Below are 15,473 nucleotides of genomic sequence, written 5' to 3'. Positions count from 1 at the left end.
GACCAGACCTGACGACCAGATCTGATGACCAGAGCTGACGACCACAGAGCTGACGACCAGAGAGGACTACCGAGATGACGACGCTGAGTGTCGTGGTGGGCAACCCGAAGGCCGAGTCGCGGACGCTGGCGATCGCCGAGGCGCTCGCCGACCGGCTCCGCCCGCTGCTCGGCGCCGAGAAGGGGCTACGCCTCGACCTCGCCGAGCACGCGGGCGACGTCTTCACCTGGCCGCACGCCGAGCTCGACGCCCTGACCGAGCAGGTGGCCGCCAGCGACTACCTCGTCGTCGCGAGCCCCACCTACAAGGCGGCCTACACGGGGCTGCTCAAGGCGTTCCTGGACCGCTACCCCACCGCCGGGCTGCGGGGGGTGACCGCGTTCCCCGTGTTCACCATCGGCTCGCCGGCGCACACGCTCGCGGTCGAGTTCACCCTGCGGCCGTTGCTGGTCGAGCTCGGCGCGAGCGTCCCCACCCAGGGGCTGAGCTTCCTGACGGACGAGCTGCCCCGGCTCGACGAGATCCTCGACCAGTGGCTCGAGCGCAACCAGCACGCGCTGCCCACGGTCGGCTCAGTCAGCCGCTGACGGGGGCGACCCGCGCGTCATGGCCGCTGGCCAGGCACGATGGCGCGGGCGGCCCCGCGCGGACCAGCCGTGGCCGGGCGCGCTGTCCGGAGCAGGACACGTCGCGACCGGCCCGGCGCGGGGCGGCTAGGGTTTCGCCACGAACGTGCACGCATCAGGCGTGGCGACTGGTGCGACAGCGCCGCCGGTGGGACAGCGCCGCCGGCTGGCCGGAGCTAGAGGGTGGCGGCAGACGTGGGGCTGATGGACCGGGTCCGCGGCGAGTTCATCGACATCATCGAATGGACCGATGACAGCCGGGACACGATCGTGTGGCGCTTCCCGCGCTACGAGAACGAGATCAAGATGGGCGCCAAGCTCACCGTCCGCGAGTCGCAGGCGGCGGTGTTCGTCAACGAGGGGCAGGTCGCCGACGCCTTCGGGCCGGGCATGTACACCCTCGAGACGCAGAACATGCCCATCCTGTCCACCATCAAGGGCTGGAAGTACGGCTTCCACTCGCCGTTCAAGGCCGAGGTGTACTTCGTCAACACCCGGCAGTTCACCGACCTCAAGTGGGGCACGCAGAACCCGGTGATCGTCCGGGACGCCGAGTTCGGCATGGTCCGGCTGCGGGCGTTCGGCGCCTACTCGATCCGGGTGGTCGACCCGCCGGCACTGCTGCGCGAGCTCGCGGGCACCGACCCGCAGTTCCGCACCGAGGAGGTCTCCGAGTTCCTGCGCCAGCTCATCGTCGGCCGGCTCGGCAACGCGCTGGCGACCTCCGGGGTGCCGGTCCTCGACATCGCCACCCGCCAGGACGTGATCGGCGAGACGCTCGGCCAGGCGCTGACCAAGGAGCTCGCCGCGGTCGGCATCGCCATCCCGAAGTTCGTCATCGAGAACATCTCGCTGCCGCCCGAGGTCGAGGAGGCCATCGACAAGCGCAGCCAGATGGGCATTCTCGGGAACCTCAACCAGTACACCCAGTTCCAGACCGCGCAGGCCATCGAGGCGGCCGCCAACAACCAGGGCGGCGCGGGCGAGGGCCTGGGCATCGGCCTCGGCATGGCGCTGGGCCAGCGCGCCGCCGGCGGCATGCCCCAGCCCGGCTACCAGCCCCAGGGGCAGCCCGGCTACGGGCAGCCGCCCGGCGGGCCGGGTGGCCCTGGCACGCCGCCGCCGCTGCCGCAGGCCGCGCAGTGGTTCGTCGGCGTGGGCGGCCAGCAGCAGGGCCCGTTCGACGAGGCCGCGCTGCGGCAGCGGGTCGCGGCCGGCGAGCTGCGCCACGACACGCTGATCTGGAAGACCGGCATGGCGGCCTGGACGGCGGCCGGCCAGGTGCCCGAGGTCGCGCCGCTGCTCGCCAGTGTCCCGCCGCCGCTGCCGCCGCAGTCCTGACCGGGGCGGCGTGGGGACGACATCATGACTGAACCGACGTACCAGCGGGCTCCGGTCTCCGCGACGACCTACCCGTGCGGGGGCTGCGGGGCGCGCCTGGAGTTCGCGCCCGGCTCGACCAGCATGCAGTGCCCGTACTGCGGGTTCCGCCAGGAGATCACCGCGGGTGACCGGGAGATCCGCGAGATCGCCTACGGGGACCTGGCGACGCTGCCCCGCAAGCCGGTCGGCAGCATCGGGGCCTACGTCTTCGTCTGCCAGCGCTGCGCCGCGCGCACCGAGACGAACGAGACCGCCAGCGTCTGCCAGTTCTGCGGGGCGCCGCTGGTGATCGACGCGGCGGCGTCCGGGCAGATCGTGCCCGAGGGCGTCCTGCCGTTCGCCCTCGACCGGGCCAAGGTCCGGGACGCGATGCGTACCTGGGTGAAGTCGCGGTGGTTCGCGCCGTCGGGCCTGAAGAAGGTCAGCGAGACCGAGTCGATGAAGAGCACGTACGTCCCGCACTGGACGTTCGACTCGCAGACGGTCTCCGACTACAGGGGTCAGCGCGGCGAGCACTACTGGGTAACCGAGACGTACACGGACAGCGAAGGAAAGTCCCAGACGCGCCGTGTGCAGAAGACCCGCTGGTACCCGGCCGGTGGCACGGTCCATCGCGCGTTCGACGACGTGCTGGTGCCAGCGAGCGGCGTACTGCCGGTCAAGAAGGTCGACGACCTGGCACCGTGGCCACTCCAGCAGGCACAGCCCTATCAGCCGGAGTTCCTCTCCGGCCACTACGCGCTGCGTTACGACGTCGAGCCGGAGAACGGTTTCACCGAGGCGCGCGGCCGGATGGCGCCCGTCATCGAGCAGGACTGCCGCCACGACATCGGCGGTGACGAGCAGCGGGTCTCCTCAGTCAACACCCGGCACAACGACGTCACCTTCAAGCTGATGCTGCTGCCGGTGTGGATCGCCACCTTCATCTACGCGGGCAAGAACTGGCAGATCCTCGTCAACGGCCTCACCGGCGAGGTCCACGGCGAACGCCCGTGGAGCAGGCTGAAGATCGCTCTCGCGGTGATCGCCGCGCTGATCGTCATCGCGGTCGTCGTCTTCTTCTTCACCCGTCACGGAGGCAGCTCCGGCGGCGCCGGGGCGAGCTCCGGTTAGCGGCATTCGAACGGGCTCGACGCCGCCCGCTCACTCGTGCGCGGCGTGCGGCGTGCGGCGTCGAGCCACGCTCGGTGCGTGGGTGATCAGGGTGCCCGGGTGATCAGGCGGTCGCGACGAACGTCCAGACCTGGGAGTCCGGTGTGGGCGGTAGTCCTGCCTGGTAGTCGGCGTGCACGGCGACCGCGGTGAAGCCGACCTCCCGGAGCAGGGCGGCGAACCCGTCCAGGTCGTGCCGCTGGAGCCTGAAGTGCTGCAGCTCGGTCTCGACCAGGCGGCCGTCGCGCCAGCGCTCGTAGCGCAGCCAGGTGGCCACGGCATCCTCCTCCGGCTGTGCCGGGGGAAGGGAGCTGAGCGTCAGCAGGTCGCCGCCGAACCACCAGTGCCGCAACGGCCCCGGGCTGGTGGACTGTTCGAGCGGCTCGACGTCGACGAGCAGCCGCCCGCCCGGCAGCAGGCTTTCCCGGAAGTTACGCAGCGTCTGAACGGCACGTTCACGGCCGGTCACCAGCGCGAACGACCCGGTCGGGACCACGACCGCGGCGAAGGCGGCCGGTTCCTTGAAAGTCGCCATGTCCGCTTCGAACAACACGGGCCGCAGTCCGTGCTCGGCGCAGTTGTCGCGACAGATCGTCAGCATGGCCGGTGACGAGTCGAACCCGCGTACCCGCAGGCCCGCCTGAAGCAGCGGAATGAGTATCCGGCCCGTTCCGACCGCCGGTTCCAGGATTTCGCCCGAAGTTCCGGCCAGCAGGTCCCGGTAGAACTCGACATCGCCGAAGGACGTCCCGACCGGCTTGTCGAGCTCATATACCAGTGAACAGAGCGGACCGTAGTCCGAGGACGCCCCGGGTGGGCCGTCCGCCCCTTTCCGCTCGCCGGTCATGCTTCGGTCGCGGTGCTGGTGCTGGTGCTGGTGCTGGTGCTGGTGCTGGCGGCGGAGGCGACGGCGGAGGCCTCGCGCAGCGCGGCGCGGACGGTGGCGGCCGGGTCGCCGGCGTGGTAGACGCGCTCACTGGGCTCGATGTTGTCCAGGAACTCCTGGTACCTGACCGCGTAGGACAGCTGGCCGAGGGGCGCGGCGACGGCCAGCGCGCGGGCCGGGTCGCTGCCGGGCAGGGCGCTCTCCCACGCCGTCACCCACGTGTCGGTGGCGTACGCCCGCGACTCGTGGTCGGTCAGGAAGCCGCGGACGCGCAGGCCGTCCAGGACCGGGTTGCCCAGGTGGCTGTCGGCGAAGTCAAGGATCGTCGTGCGCCGCCCGTCCGATCTCCAGTTCCCAGGGTGCAGGTCGCCGTGGACGAGGGTGTCCGGCAGTCCGCAGGCGGCCAGCTGCGCCACCAGGTCGGGCAGGCGCCCGGCGAGGCCGCGGGCGGCGGTGAGATCGGCCGGGTCGAGCTCGGCAGCCGCCTCGCCGTCGAGCAGCTCCGCGACCTGGTCGACCAGCGCGGGCATGGTCCGGTCCGGCAGGCCGCGGGGCATCGCCGCGGGGTCGCGGGCCAGCGCGGCCTGGGCAGCCACCAGCTGGCCGACGGCCGCGTGGATGGCGGCCGGCGACGCCTCCCACTCGTCGGTGCCGGGCACGTGTTCCAGCAGCATGCGGCCGGCCGCGGGGTCCGCCGCGATCACGCGCGGTACCAGCTGGGGGTCCACCTTCCCGAAGGCGCCGATCACGGCGGCCTCGGGAGCGGCGAACGGGGGAGTGGTCTTCAGCCAGACCGGCCCTCGCGCGGTCGGGAACCGGAACAGCCCCGCCAGGTTCCAGGTCTTGACCTGCTCCGCCGGCCCGGTCGCCGGCCGGCCCGCGGCGCCCAGCGCCGCCCGCGCCCAGCCCAGGATCTCGGCGAGGCCGTCGGGCGTCGCCCAGCTCGCCCGCAGCGCGACGGGCCCGGCGAGGTCGTCCTGGTCGCCCGGCCAGGGCGCGAGCCGCCGGGCCCTCGGCCGGCCGAGGGCTTCGACGTGGTAGCGGACATGCCCGTCGCGGGCGCCGTCACCGCCGTCCACGCCCAGCAGGCGCAGCACCATCACCGGCGTGCCGAGCTCCTGGCGCAGCTGGGCGACGACCGGTTCGACGTCGGCCCACCATGGGGTCCGTGCCTGAAAGGGACCGCACCACCCGAGGCAGTCGTCGCCCGCGGTCACCACCGCGCTGAACGTCCGGCCTCGCGTCACCGGGTCAGTGTTGAAGCCCCCGATCATCCGGGCAAGGCATTTTCGGCGCCGTCCGACCTTCGGGCGTCCTCCGCGGCGGCGCGGGTGGATATCCGGTTCCGGACCAACCGTGGGCCTTGCGGCGTGGTTCAGGGGCGGTGGGTCGGCCAGACGGTGAGCTCGGTGACCTGGGCACGGGCGGGCAGCGCGAGGGCGTGGGCGACGACGTCGGCGAGGTCGTCGGGCCACAGGAGGCAGTCCGGCCGCCAGGCCCTGTCCTCGGCCTGGAAGATCCTCTCCTGCATCGGGGTCGCGGTGCGGCCGGGGAAGATGCTGCATACCCGTACCCCGGCGTTGGACATCTCGGCCCGCAGGCTGTCCGCCACGGCGCGCAGGGCGTGTTTGGTGGCGGCGTACTGGCCGACGCCGGCGCTCGCGGCGAGGCCCTGGGTCGAGTTGACGAAGACGACGTCGCCGTTGGTGCGGACCAGGTCGGGGATCAGTCCCTGGGTGAGCGTGTAGGGAGCGTGGACGTTCACGGCGAACTGCAGGTCCAGGTCGGTGATCCGTGCCTGGGCCAGCTGGCCGCGCCGGTAGGCGCCCGCCGAGTGCACGAGCACCGACACCGCGCCGAGGCTGCCGTGGGCCGCGTCGAGCAGGCCGGCCCGCTCGTCCGGGTCGGTCAGGTCGGCGGGAAAGTGGTCCAGCGTGAGGCCGACGCTGTCCGCCTCCTTCACCAGGCTCTCCAGCGCCTGCTCGTTGCGGCCGGTCGCCAGTACCCGGGCGCCGTCCCGCGCGAGCCGCAGCGAGATCGCCCGCCCGATCCCGCTGGAGGCTCCGGTCACCAGCGCCCCGCGCCCGGCGAGGCCGGGTCCGGCGAGGCCGGGTCCGGCGAGGCCGGGCCCGAGCGGTGGATGGCCGCCGGACGTCGTGGTCGCCGTCTTGGCCGCGTTCGCGGCCTCCCGCGTGCCCGTCGGAGCCCGCCTGCCCGCCGTCGCCGGCCTGGCTGCCCTGCCAGTGCCGGCGCCGGCGCCGCGCCGATCTCCAACCATCCTGGTCGCAACCTCCCGCTCGCGCTCCACGGACTCTCGTCGAGCCTGGTGCCGGCAAATCTACCCTTACGTAAGGGTAGATTTCGGAAGGGGGTCTGTCGTCGGGGCGGCGGGACCGCCAGCCCCGCCACTGGTGGGCGGTCGGAGCCGGCTGGCGAAGGTGGGCCTAGACCCCGTTCCGGTTCGGGGGGCGGCTGGATGGGATGGCGGTCGCCTCCCGCCTAGCGTGATCGTTGTGGACGATCACGTGGCACCAACTGGCCTCGCTGGTCCCGCCGGCCTCGCTGGTCCCGCTGGCCTCGCGGAGACGACGGAATGGGACCACCGACCGCTGGGAAGCGACGACTGGCCGCCGGACAACGACGACTGGCCGCGGGAGAACCATGACCGGCCGTGGGGAAGCGGCCTGCTGCGGCTGGCGCTGCGGATCGTTCTGCCTCCGGTCGACCTCGTGATGGGCCTCGTCGGGTTCGTCGTGACGGTGCCGTTGCTGGCGTTGTCGGTCGGCCTGGTGCCGCTCATCTGGCTCGCGTTGCCGTTCCTGCTGCTGCTCGGTGTCGTCGCTCGTGGCCTGGCCGGGTTCGAGCGGCACCGGCTGGGGCTCTTCCTCGGGGTCGAGCTCGGGCCGCCGCCGTCGGCGCCACGCGGGTTCAGGGCCCGGCTGCGGGACGCCGCCACCTGGCGGGCGGTCGGCTACCTGCTGGTCCGGTGGGTGGTCGGGACGCTGTCGTTCGCGCTGACGACGGCCGCGTGGGGGGTGTCGCTCGCGCTGCTGTCGATGCCCGCCTGGCTGCACCGCGTCCCCGGCGAGCGGGCGGACCTCCTCCTGCTGCACGTCACCGACATGCCGACGGCCTGGCTTCTGTGCGCCGCCGGCGTCGTCGTGGGCGTCGTCGGCCTGGCGCTGGCGTACGGCTTCGGCGCCGTGGCCGCCGCGATGGGCCGAGGCCTCCTGCCCCGGCCGGCCGGCGGCCAGGACGGGTGGGACGGCCGCGGCGAGACGCCCGTCGGCGCCGGCCGCCCGGGCGGCGTGCCGATGCGGCTGACCGCCGGTCGAGTGGCGGTACTCGCCGTCGGCCTTCCGGTCGTGCTCGCGGCGGCGTCCTTCAACGCGGCCGACGCCGTCGGGCTGATGGCCCGGACCAGCGAGCACCACACGGCGCGCTACTCCTGGAACGACGGGCCGATCACGCTGACCACGAGTGCCGGTGACATCCACGTCGTGACCGGCGACGACACGCACGTGGGCGTCGAATACACCGAGCACTACGCGCTGCGCACCCCGGCTGTCGCCGGCGAGGCCACCGCGGACGGCGGCGTGGCGCTCACCGCCCGTTGCCGAGGTGGAATCTTCGACCAGTGCGCGGTCAACTACGTGCTGACGGTCCCGCGCGGGGCCCGACTGACGCTGCGCACCGGCGACGGTTCCGTCGGCGTCTCCGGCCAGGCAGGTCCCGTCTCCATCCGGACCGGCGACGGCTCCGTCCGCGTCATCGACACCGCCGGTCCCGTCACGGCGCGGACCGGCGACGGCGGGATCGCGGTCTCCGGGGCCAGCGGCTCGCTGGACCTGCGCACCGGCGACGGGCGCATTGCCGGCGACGGCCTGACCTCGCCGTCGGCCACCGTGCGCACGGGCGACGGCGGGATCGCGCTCGCCTTCGACACCGCCCCGTCGGACGTGTCCGCCACCACCGGCGACGGCGGCATCACGATCACCCTGCCCGGGGACGGCCCCTACCGCGTCGACGCGACCACCGGCGATGGCCGCACCCGGGTCACGGTCCCCACGGCCCCCTCCGCCCCACGCACCGTCCGCGCCCACTCCGGCGACGGCACCATCACCGTGGCCCCCACGCGGCGGTAGGCCCGCGGAGGTCTCCCAGCCGACGGGATGCGGGTCGAGCCGCCGTCCAGGCGGTCTAGGCGGGCGTGCTCTCCCGCGAGCGCACCCAGGCGGCGAACGCCTCGATCCCGTCGACGACGGCCTCGAAACGCGGCGAGTGGAACAGGTCGAACGCGTGCTGGCCGCCCGGCAGCTCGGCATAGACGACCGGGTCCGACGACACGGCGCGTAGCTCCGCGACGAACTCCCGGGCAGCCGCGACGGGGACGATGTTGTCCCGGTCGCCGTGCGCCACGAAGAACGGCGGTGCGTCGGGCCGGGCATAGGCCCGGGGCGAGGAGGCCGCCGGCCAGCCCGGGTCGGCGCCGTAGTCGCCGTAGTACCCGCCCAGGCAGACGACGGCGGTGACCGAGGTGTCCGCCGTCTCGAAGCCGGGCTGGTGCGCGGGGTCGTCGGCGGTCAGCGCGGCCAGGGACATCAGGTGCGCCCCGGCGGAGCTGCCGGCCACGAAGACCGTCGACGGGTTGGCGCCGTACTCGGCGCCGTGCTCCCGCGCCCAGGCGATCAGCTTCTTCGCGTCGACCAGGTGGTCGCGCAGCCCCGCGGCCGGGCGAAGCCGGTAGTTCGCGCTGACGCACACCCAGCCCTGGCCCGCCAGCCGGTGCAGCAGGGGCAGCGACTGGGTGCTCTTGCGTCCGCCGGAGTACCGCCCGCCGTGAAGGTGGATCAGCACCGGCCCGCCGGCCGGCCGAGAACGGCCGTGATACACGTCGAGCTGGTTGCGCCGGCCCGCATCGCCGTAACGGATGTTCTTGACCCGCCTGATGCCAGGCCCGGGAATGGGGAACGGGCCGAGCAGGATCCGGGCGTACCGGCGGCGCCGGTGCCTGGCCGCGGTGTCGGCGTCGAGCCGGGCGCGCCAGCCCGCGCCCAGGCCCTGGTCGAGCGCCCGCTGGACCGCCGGCCTCGCCCGGGTGCCGCGCCAGGCGACGACGGCCAGCCCGCAGGCGATCATCACCGCGGCCGCGAACGTCACCCAGCCGCCGACCGAGTCGACGTCGCCCGCGTCGAAGGCGACCAGTGTCGTGACGAGCAGGTAGAGGATCGCCAGCCCTGGCAGCTCGGTGAAGGCGATGCCCCACAGGTAGCTCACCATGGCCAGGCTCCGCGGCCGTCGCGGCGGAGCGAGCGCGACCAGCGCCGCGCACCCGACCGCGACCACGGCAATCACGTACCCGACCGGCATCGCGTGGTCCCTTCGTCAGGCGGCCGGCCGGCCGGACTGGCTGCCCGTACCACCGCACTAAAGTGATATCACTTTTTGTCGCCGGTGGCGATCTCGTTCTCCGGCGCTGGCCGGGTGACGGACATTACGGGCATCGTCCCGGCGAGCGGAGCTACATTCGCGGGCGGCGTGCCGGACCGCCGCGGCGGCCGAGACCGCTCCGACGGGACGTGCGCGGGCCCGGGGTCCCGATCCCCGGACCTCGTCGGCAACGGCGGCGACGCCGGGCGGAGGTGCGGTGGTGACGTCGGAGGGCTCCGTGAGCGTCCTCGAGGGGCGAGGGGACCGGAGCCTCGACCGAGCGATCCTCGTGCTCGCCGCCCCGGCGCTCGGCGCGCTGGTGGCCGAGCCACTGTTCCTGCTCGCCGACACCGCGATGGTCGGCCATCTCGGCGCCTCCGCCCTGGGTGGCCTGAGCCTCGCGGCGTCGGTGCTGCAGACCGCCGTCGGCCTCATGATCTTCCTTGCCTACGCGACCACGCCGACCGTCGCCCGGCTGCGCGGTGCGGGCGACCTGCGCGGCGCCGTGTCCGCGGGCATCGACGGGTTGTGGCTCGCCGCGGCGCTGGGGGTGGCCCTCGCCGCGCTCGGCTGGTGGTTGACACCGGCGCTGCCGCGCGCCTTCGGGGCGGACGCGCTCGTGGCGCACGAGGCGGCCGTCTATCTGCGGATCTCGATGGCCGGCCTGCCGGCGATGCTGCTGGTCTACGCCTCGGCCGGGCTGCTGCGCGGCCTGCACGACACCCGCACCCCGCTCGTCGTCGCGGGGGTGGGCTTCGCGGCCAACGCCGCGCTCAACGGCGGCCTCATCTACGGTGCGGGCTGGGGCATAGCGGGCTCCGCCGCGGGCACGGTCCTCGCCCAGTGGGGCATGGCCGCCGCCTACCTGGGGATGGTCGCCCGCCACGCCCGGCGCGTCGGGGCGAGCGGGGCGCCCCGGCCGGTCGGCGTGCTGCGCGGCGCGCACACCGGATTCTGGCTGCTGCTGCGCACGGCGAGCCTGCGCGCGGCCCTGTTGCTCGTCACCTATGTCGCGACCGCGCTCGGCTCGAACGAGCTCGCCGCGTTCCAGATCGCGATGACGCTGTTCTTCACCGCGGGCTTCGCCCTCGACGCCCTCGCCGTCGCCGCCCAGGTGCTCGTCGGCGACCGGCTTGGTGCCGGCGACCCGGCCGCCGCGCGCGTCGTGCTGCGCCGCTGCGTCGCCTGGGGCGTCGGCGGCGGCGGCGTGCTGGGAGTCGTGCTCGCGGCGCTGGCCTGGGTGATCGGCCCGGTCTTCACCAACGCGGCCGACGTCGCCGAGCTGGTCGTGCCCGCGGTCCTCGTGCTCGCCGCCACCGTGCCGCTGGGCGGGCTGGTCTTCGTGCTCGACGGCGTGCTCATCGGCGCGGGCGACAACCGCTACCTGGCCTGGACCGGTCTGCTCAACCTGGCCGTGTTCGCGGGGCTGGCGGAGGCAATCCTGCTGTGGCGGCCGAGCGGGGCGACCGGTGTCGGCTGGCTCATGGGCGCGTTCGCCGGCGGCTTCCTCGCCGCCCGCGCCGCGACGCTCGGCCTGCGCGTTCGCGGCAGCGCCTGGCTCGTCGTCGGCGCCACCCGCTGACGGCCCATCCCGGCCCGGCTCCCGGTCAGCCTTCGCGCCGGTCGATCCCGCCGGAGGGCCGCGGCCGGCCGCCGGTTGGGCCGGGTGTAGCCGGTCGTACCCAATCGCCTACTATTACGGCGTCCTGGGGTATTCGTCCGGTCTGGTCGTGCCAATACGCGGCCATGGCGTTGCGCGAGTGCCCACCGATTCGTCCTCAGGAGGGACGGATGCCGGCCGGGGGAGACGACCAGCGGCGCCGGGTGATCATGGCCCGCCCACGTGGCCGGCACGCGCCCCGCCCCCATCCGCGCGCGGCCGGCGCGGGTACCGACCCCCTGCGGACCGGGAACCGGCGGCTGTGGTGGGTCGTGCTGGCGCTGATCGTCCTGGCGGCGCTCGGGGTGCGACTGTGGTACCTGTTCCACTGGCTGTACCCGATGAAGATCGCCGGGGACGCGTACTACTACCACCACGCGGCGAACATGTTCGCCGACGGCCGCGGCTGGCCGCTGCCGAGCGCGCTGCTGAACGACGGCGAGTACGTGCCGTACGCGCAGCATCCGCCGATGACCAGCATGCTGCTCGCGATCCCGTCGGTGCTCGGGCGCGGCGGCTTCGCCGACCACCAGGTCTTCCTGTGTGGGATCGGTGCCCTGTCGGTGCTGGTCGTCGGGCTGGCGGGCAGGCGGATCGCGGGCCCGGTGACCGGCCTGGTCGCCGCCGCCATCGCCGCCGTGTACCCGGGCATGTGGCTGCCCGACCCGCTGGTGATGTCCGAGACTCCCGGCATCCTGACGTGCGCCCTGCTCGTCCTGGCCACCTACCGGCTCTACGACCGGCGCCGCCCGCTCGACGTCGTCTGGGTGGGGCTGGCGCTCGCCGCGACGATGCTGACGCGCGCGGAGCTGGCGCTGCTCGCCCTCATCCTGGTCACACCGTTCCTGCTGCGGTTACCTGCGCTGTCCTGGCGCCGCCGCTTCGGGTACCTGGGCCTGGCCGCCGCGACCAGCGCGGTGGCGATCGGCCCGTGGGTGGGCTACAACCTGTCGCGGTTCGAGCATCCGGTGTACATCGAGAACGGCCTCGGCGTGACCCTGGCTGTCACTCAGTGTGACGATACGTACTACGGCGACCTGCTCGGCTGGTGGATGCTCTCCTGCACGGACCCGTTCGGGCCCCCGCCGAAGGAGGCGTCCGAGAGCGACCTGTTCTACCAGGACATCGCGTTCGCCTACATCGGGAGCCACGAGAAACGGCTGCCCGTCGTCGCCGCGGCCCGGCTGGGCCGCACCTGGGCGGTGTACCGGCCGTGGCAGCAGGCCAGGCTCGACGTCATCGAGGAGCGCCCGCTCGTCCTCAGCGAGATCGCCACGGTGTCGCTGTGGTGCCTGACCGCCACCGGGGTCGGCGGGCTGGTGGTGCTGCGCCGACGCCGGGTGCCGGTGCTGCCGCTGGTGGCGGCGCCGCTGGCGCTGTCGGTCGCCTCGGCGATGATCTACGGCACCACGAGGTTCCGCGCCGTGGGCGAGCCCAGCGTCGTCCTGCTCGCGGCCGTGGCCGTCGGCGCTCTGGTCGGCCGCCGGGCGCGCCGCGTCCCTGACGTCCCTGACGTTCATGGCGACCGCGACGGCCGCGACGGGGCCAGCGCCGCCGAGCGGGTCCTCCCCGTCGACGACGAGCGGCCGCCGTTCCCGTCGACCGGACCGCACCGCCTCACCAGCCCCTGGGCGGCCGGCGTCGGCGGTGGGGAAACCGCGTCCGTGCCGTTCCACCGAGCCCCGGCGCGGTGGCCGCCACCGGACGGCGGATAGCGGGTAGCCGCGGCCCGTTTGGCACCTTGGTGCCGACACCGAGGTGCCATCAACCCGTCGATGGCTTGTCACGAGACGCGAGGCGTGGTCGCGTCGCGTGGCTGTCTACCTGGTCGCGGACCTTGCTAGCGCGTGGTGTCACCACGATCAAGAGCTGAGTCGTAACGGCGAGGTTTCTGTCGCATTTCCTACCTACCAGTAGGTAACTATCTCCACCGCCCTCTCCGATCTCCGCCGGACCCAGGCCCGGCAGGTCCACGGAGCAGACCCGGCGGCGGCACCAAGGAGGTAGTCCCATGCGGCTCACCCGTCTCCGCCACCGATTAACCCGCCCCACCGCGTTGACCCGCCCCACCGCGCGCCCCACCGCCCCGACTCGCGGCATCGCGCTCGCCGCGCTGCCGGTCCTGCTGGCGGGCGGCCTGCTGGCCGGCGCTCTCTCGACGGCCGCCCCCGCCTCGGCCGCGGCGCCCCTCCCGGTCCTCTACAACTTCCCCGCGGCGGTCGCCATCTCGCTGGCGCACCCGAACGCCGACCCTCCCGGCGCGAACGACTTCTCCTGCCGGCCCAGCGCCGCGCACCCACGACCTGTGGTACTCGTCCACGGAACGCTGGCGGACAAGACCAATGAGTGGCAGGCGCTGGCGCCGCTGCTGAAGAACGACGGCTACTGCGTCTTCGCCCCGAACATCGGCGGCGCATCGCCGACCGACTACCTCCAGGGGACGAGGCCCATCGAGGAGAGCTCCGCGCAGCTCGCCACCTTCGTCGACCAGGTGCTCGCCGCCACGGGCGCGTCGAAGGTCGACATCGTCGGCCACTCCCAGGGCGGGATGCTGCCCCGCTACTACATCAACAACCTGGGCGGGGACGCGAAGGTCAACGCCCTGGTCGGGCTCGCGCCTTCCAACCACGGCACGACCCTCCTGGGCCTGGCGACCCTCGCCGGAGTCTTCGGCCTCACCGGGCCGATCGAGTCGATCTGCCAGTCATGTGCCCAGCAGATCGCCGGCTCGCCGTTCCTCACCGCCCTCAACGCCGGCGGCGGCACCCGGCCCGGCGTGCGCTACACCGTGATCGAGACCCGTTACGACGAGATCGTCACCCCGTACACCTCGGCGTTCCTGCCCGGCGCGAACGTCCGGAACATCACCCTCCAGGACAGCTGCCTCCTGGACGGCTCGGACCACATCTCGGTCGCCTACGACCGGGTGGCGCTGCGCTACGTCCAGAACGCGCTGGACCCCCAGCATCCGAGGCCACTGATCTGCGTCCCGGTCCTCCCCGCCGTCGGCGGCTGACCACGCCCTGACCCGGCGCCGCGTCGTCCCGGCCACGCCGTTGCCAGACGGGTGGCCGGGACGGCCCGTGGCCCGCGGACCGCGGACCGCCACCACTCGCGCACGTGGGTCGCCGACCTTGGCCCCGGTCCCGCTATCGGTTGCGACCGGCGCGGTGACTCGCGGAACGTGATGGGCCGACGCGATGGACGAACGGGCCGGGCGAGCGGGCCCACGAACCGAAGGAGAGCCGGCAGTGGACGGGTTACGCGAGGACCAGGCGCAGATCAGCGAGGTGCTGATCCGGTACGCGACCGGAATCGACCAGCGGGACTGGAAGCTGTTCCGGACCTGCTGGACCGACGACGTGGAGGCGGACTACGGGCTGCGCCTGTCCGGCGCCGAGGCGATCACGGACTACATGACCACGGCGCACCGGGACATGGGCGACACCCGTCACCAACTGTCGAACCTGGTCATCGACGTGACCGGCGACCGGGCGACCGCCCGCTCCTACGTACACGCCGTCCTCATGATCCGCCCCGATGACCCGAACGCCTTCATCGACGTCATCGGCAGCTACGACGACGTCCTCGTCCGCACCGCCGACGGCTGGCGCATCAGCAGCCGCTCCTTCCACCTCGTCCGCATGCTGACCACGGGCGCTGACATCGACTGGACGGCACCACTCAGGTCGGCCGACCGGTCCTGACGCCGGCAGGGCCAGCGGCCACCAGCCGTCCACTGCTCGTTGGTGATCAGGGCTGGCCGGGCCGCGGCCACAGGCGGCGACGGATTGTCGCCGGCGTCGGCAGCGCGGAGAGGCCGCGGTGATCCGGTGGGATTTTCGGAGTCCTGACACGCAAGAACCCAATTGCTCTGCGAACGCCTGGCGATCCCAGCGTCGCCCGTTCGGAGCCCGGGCCGGCCTGCCGCTTAGGCAAGGTCGGTACGGTGCATCGCCATGTCGCGAGCTTGATCGTCAGGACTGTGCCCGGATCCGAACTGACGGGGATGCGGAGTTCGGATTTCGGTACGGTACTGGCGATCTTCGGGGGTGGGGTGGGCGAACATTGTCGGGAAGGGCGCCAGCCGGTAGAGGGGCCCGCGCGATCACCCTCATGATGGTGGCCAGGCCCTGCTTGGGTGATCGGTGCCACACTCGCCTGGCGCTGATCTGGTGAGTAATTGCGTTTCGCCGCTCTGGTCTCGATGATCTCGCTGGGTCGCGGGAAGGCGTTGGTCGGACCGCTACTGGCGGTTGTCCTCGCCCCGCGCGGCCGACCGGCCGCGTGTGTCGGGAGCCCGGCCCGTCGCTCTGCTACCGCGGCGAAGATGGGG

Annotated in this window: 12 protein-coding genes; 8 read left to right on the top strand and 4 right to left on the bottom strand. The window is 73.1% G+C overall.

The genetic code is table 11. The annotated features are described in order from the left end of the window. The first annotated feature begins 74 nt into the window (after positions 1-74). From FRCN3DRAFT_RS0237835 to FRCN3DRAFT_RS0237825, 3 genes are all read left to right on the top strand, one after another. The gene (locus FRCN3DRAFT_RS0237835; RefSeq protein WP_007510637.1) at positions 75-587 is read left to right on the top strand and encodes an NADPH-dependent FMN reductase; all 513 of its coding nucleotides are present in this window, start codon (positions 75-77) and stop codon (positions 585-587) included. Between the two features lie 222 nt (positions 588-809). Next, on the top strand, positions 810-1,967 hold the full coding sequence (locus FRCN3DRAFT_RS0237830) for an SPFH domain-containing protein (RefSeq protein WP_007510639.1): 1,158 nt from the start codon (positions 810-812) through the stop codon (positions 1,965-1,967). A gap of 24 nt (positions 1,968-1,991) precedes the next feature. Then, positions 1,992-3,122, top strand: coding sequence for a TFIIB-type zinc ribbon-containing protein (locus tag FRCN3DRAFT_RS0237825; protein WP_007510641.1), 1,131 nt, complete (start codon positions 1,992-1,994; stop codon positions 3,120-3,122). A 103-nt stretch (positions 3,123-3,225) separates the two neighbouring features. On the opposite strand, the gene FRCN3DRAFT_RS0237820 is transcribed toward FRCN3DRAFT_RS0237825, so the two are convergent. The 3 genes from FRCN3DRAFT_RS0237820 to FRCN3DRAFT_RS48235 form a co-directional block, all read right to left on the bottom strand. Next, a complete protein-coding gene (locus tag FRCN3DRAFT_RS0237820) occupies positions 3,226-4,008 on the bottom strand; it encodes a methyltransferase domain-containing protein (RefSeq protein ID WP_007510643.1) in 783 nt (260 codons plus the stop codon). Beyond that, complete coding sequence (locus FRCN3DRAFT_RS0237815; protein ID WP_027141296.1) at positions 4,005-5,294, bottom strand: aminoglycoside phosphotransferase family protein; 1,290 nt, start codon at positions 5,292-5,294, stop codon at positions 4,005-4,007. Before FRCN3DRAFT_RS0237815 ends, FRCN3DRAFT_RS0237820 begins: the two co-directional genes overlap by 4 nt. A 128-nt stretch (positions 5,295-5,422) precedes the next feature. Further along, positions 5,423-6,325 carry an SDR family oxidoreductase gene (locus FRCN3DRAFT_RS48235; protein ID WP_007510646.1) on the bottom strand — a complete coding sequence of 301 codons (903 nt, stop codon included), beginning with the start codon at positions 6,323-6,325 and terminating at the stop codon, positions 5,423-5,425. 247 nt (positions 6,326-6,572) lie between these two features. On the opposite strand from FRCN3DRAFT_RS48235, the gene FRCN3DRAFT_RS50300 reads away from it, so the two are divergent. After that, positions 6,573-8,192: a sensor domain-containing protein gene (locus FRCN3DRAFT_RS50300; RefSeq protein WP_007510648.1), complete on the top strand. Its 1,620-nt coding sequence runs from the start codon at positions 6,573-6,575 to the stop codon at positions 8,190-8,192. A 55-nt stretch (positions 8,193-8,247) separates the two neighbouring features. On the opposite strand, the gene FRCN3DRAFT_RS0237800 is transcribed toward FRCN3DRAFT_RS50300, so the two are convergent. Beyond that, complete coding sequence (locus tag FRCN3DRAFT_RS0237800) at positions 8,248-9,417, bottom strand: alpha/beta hydrolase (protein WP_007510650.1); 1,170 nt, start codon at positions 9,415-9,417, stop codon at positions 8,248-8,250. A 298-nt stretch (positions 9,418-9,715) separates the two neighbouring features. Here FRCN3DRAFT_RS0237800 and FRCN3DRAFT_RS0237795 point away from each other — a divergent pair, with 298 nt between their 5' ends. The 4 genes from FRCN3DRAFT_RS0237795 (at position 9,716) to FRCN3DRAFT_RS0237780 (ending at position 14,844) form a co-directional block, all read left to right on the top strand. Then, a complete protein-coding gene (locus FRCN3DRAFT_RS0237795; RefSeq protein WP_027141295.1) occupies positions 9,716-11,059 on the top strand; it encodes an MATE family efflux transporter in 1,344 nt (447 codons plus the stop codon). A gap of 209 nt (positions 11,060-11,268) precedes the next feature. Further along, the gene (locus FRCN3DRAFT_RS48225) at positions 11,269-12,852 is read left to right on the top strand and encodes an ArnT family glycosyltransferase (RefSeq protein WP_007510653.1); all 1,584 of its coding nucleotides are present in this window, start codon (positions 11,269-11,271) and stop codon (positions 12,850-12,852) included. Between the two features lie 296 nt (positions 12,853-13,148). After that, a complete protein-coding gene (locus FRCN3DRAFT_RS0237785; RefSeq protein WP_007510655.1) occupies positions 13,149-14,153 on the top strand; it encodes an esterase/lipase family protein in 1,005 nt (334 codons plus the stop codon). A gap of 235 nt (positions 14,154-14,388) precedes the next feature. Then, positions 14,389-14,844 carry a nuclear transport factor 2 family protein gene (locus tag FRCN3DRAFT_RS0237780; RefSeq protein WP_007510658.1) on the top strand — a complete coding sequence of 152 codons (456 nt, stop codon included), beginning with the start codon at positions 14,389-14,391 and terminating at the stop codon, positions 14,842-14,844. Positions 14,845-15,473: the final 629 nt, after the last annotated feature.

This window comes from Pseudofrankia saprophytica, from assembly GCF_000235425.2.
Taxonomy (GTDB): domain Bacteria; phylum Actinomycetota; class Actinomycetes; order Frankiales; family Frankiaceae; genus Pseudofrankia; species Pseudofrankia saprophytica.
Note: the sequence above shows the minus strand (reverse complement) of the source record. Positions and strands in the feature narration are given on the sequence as shown.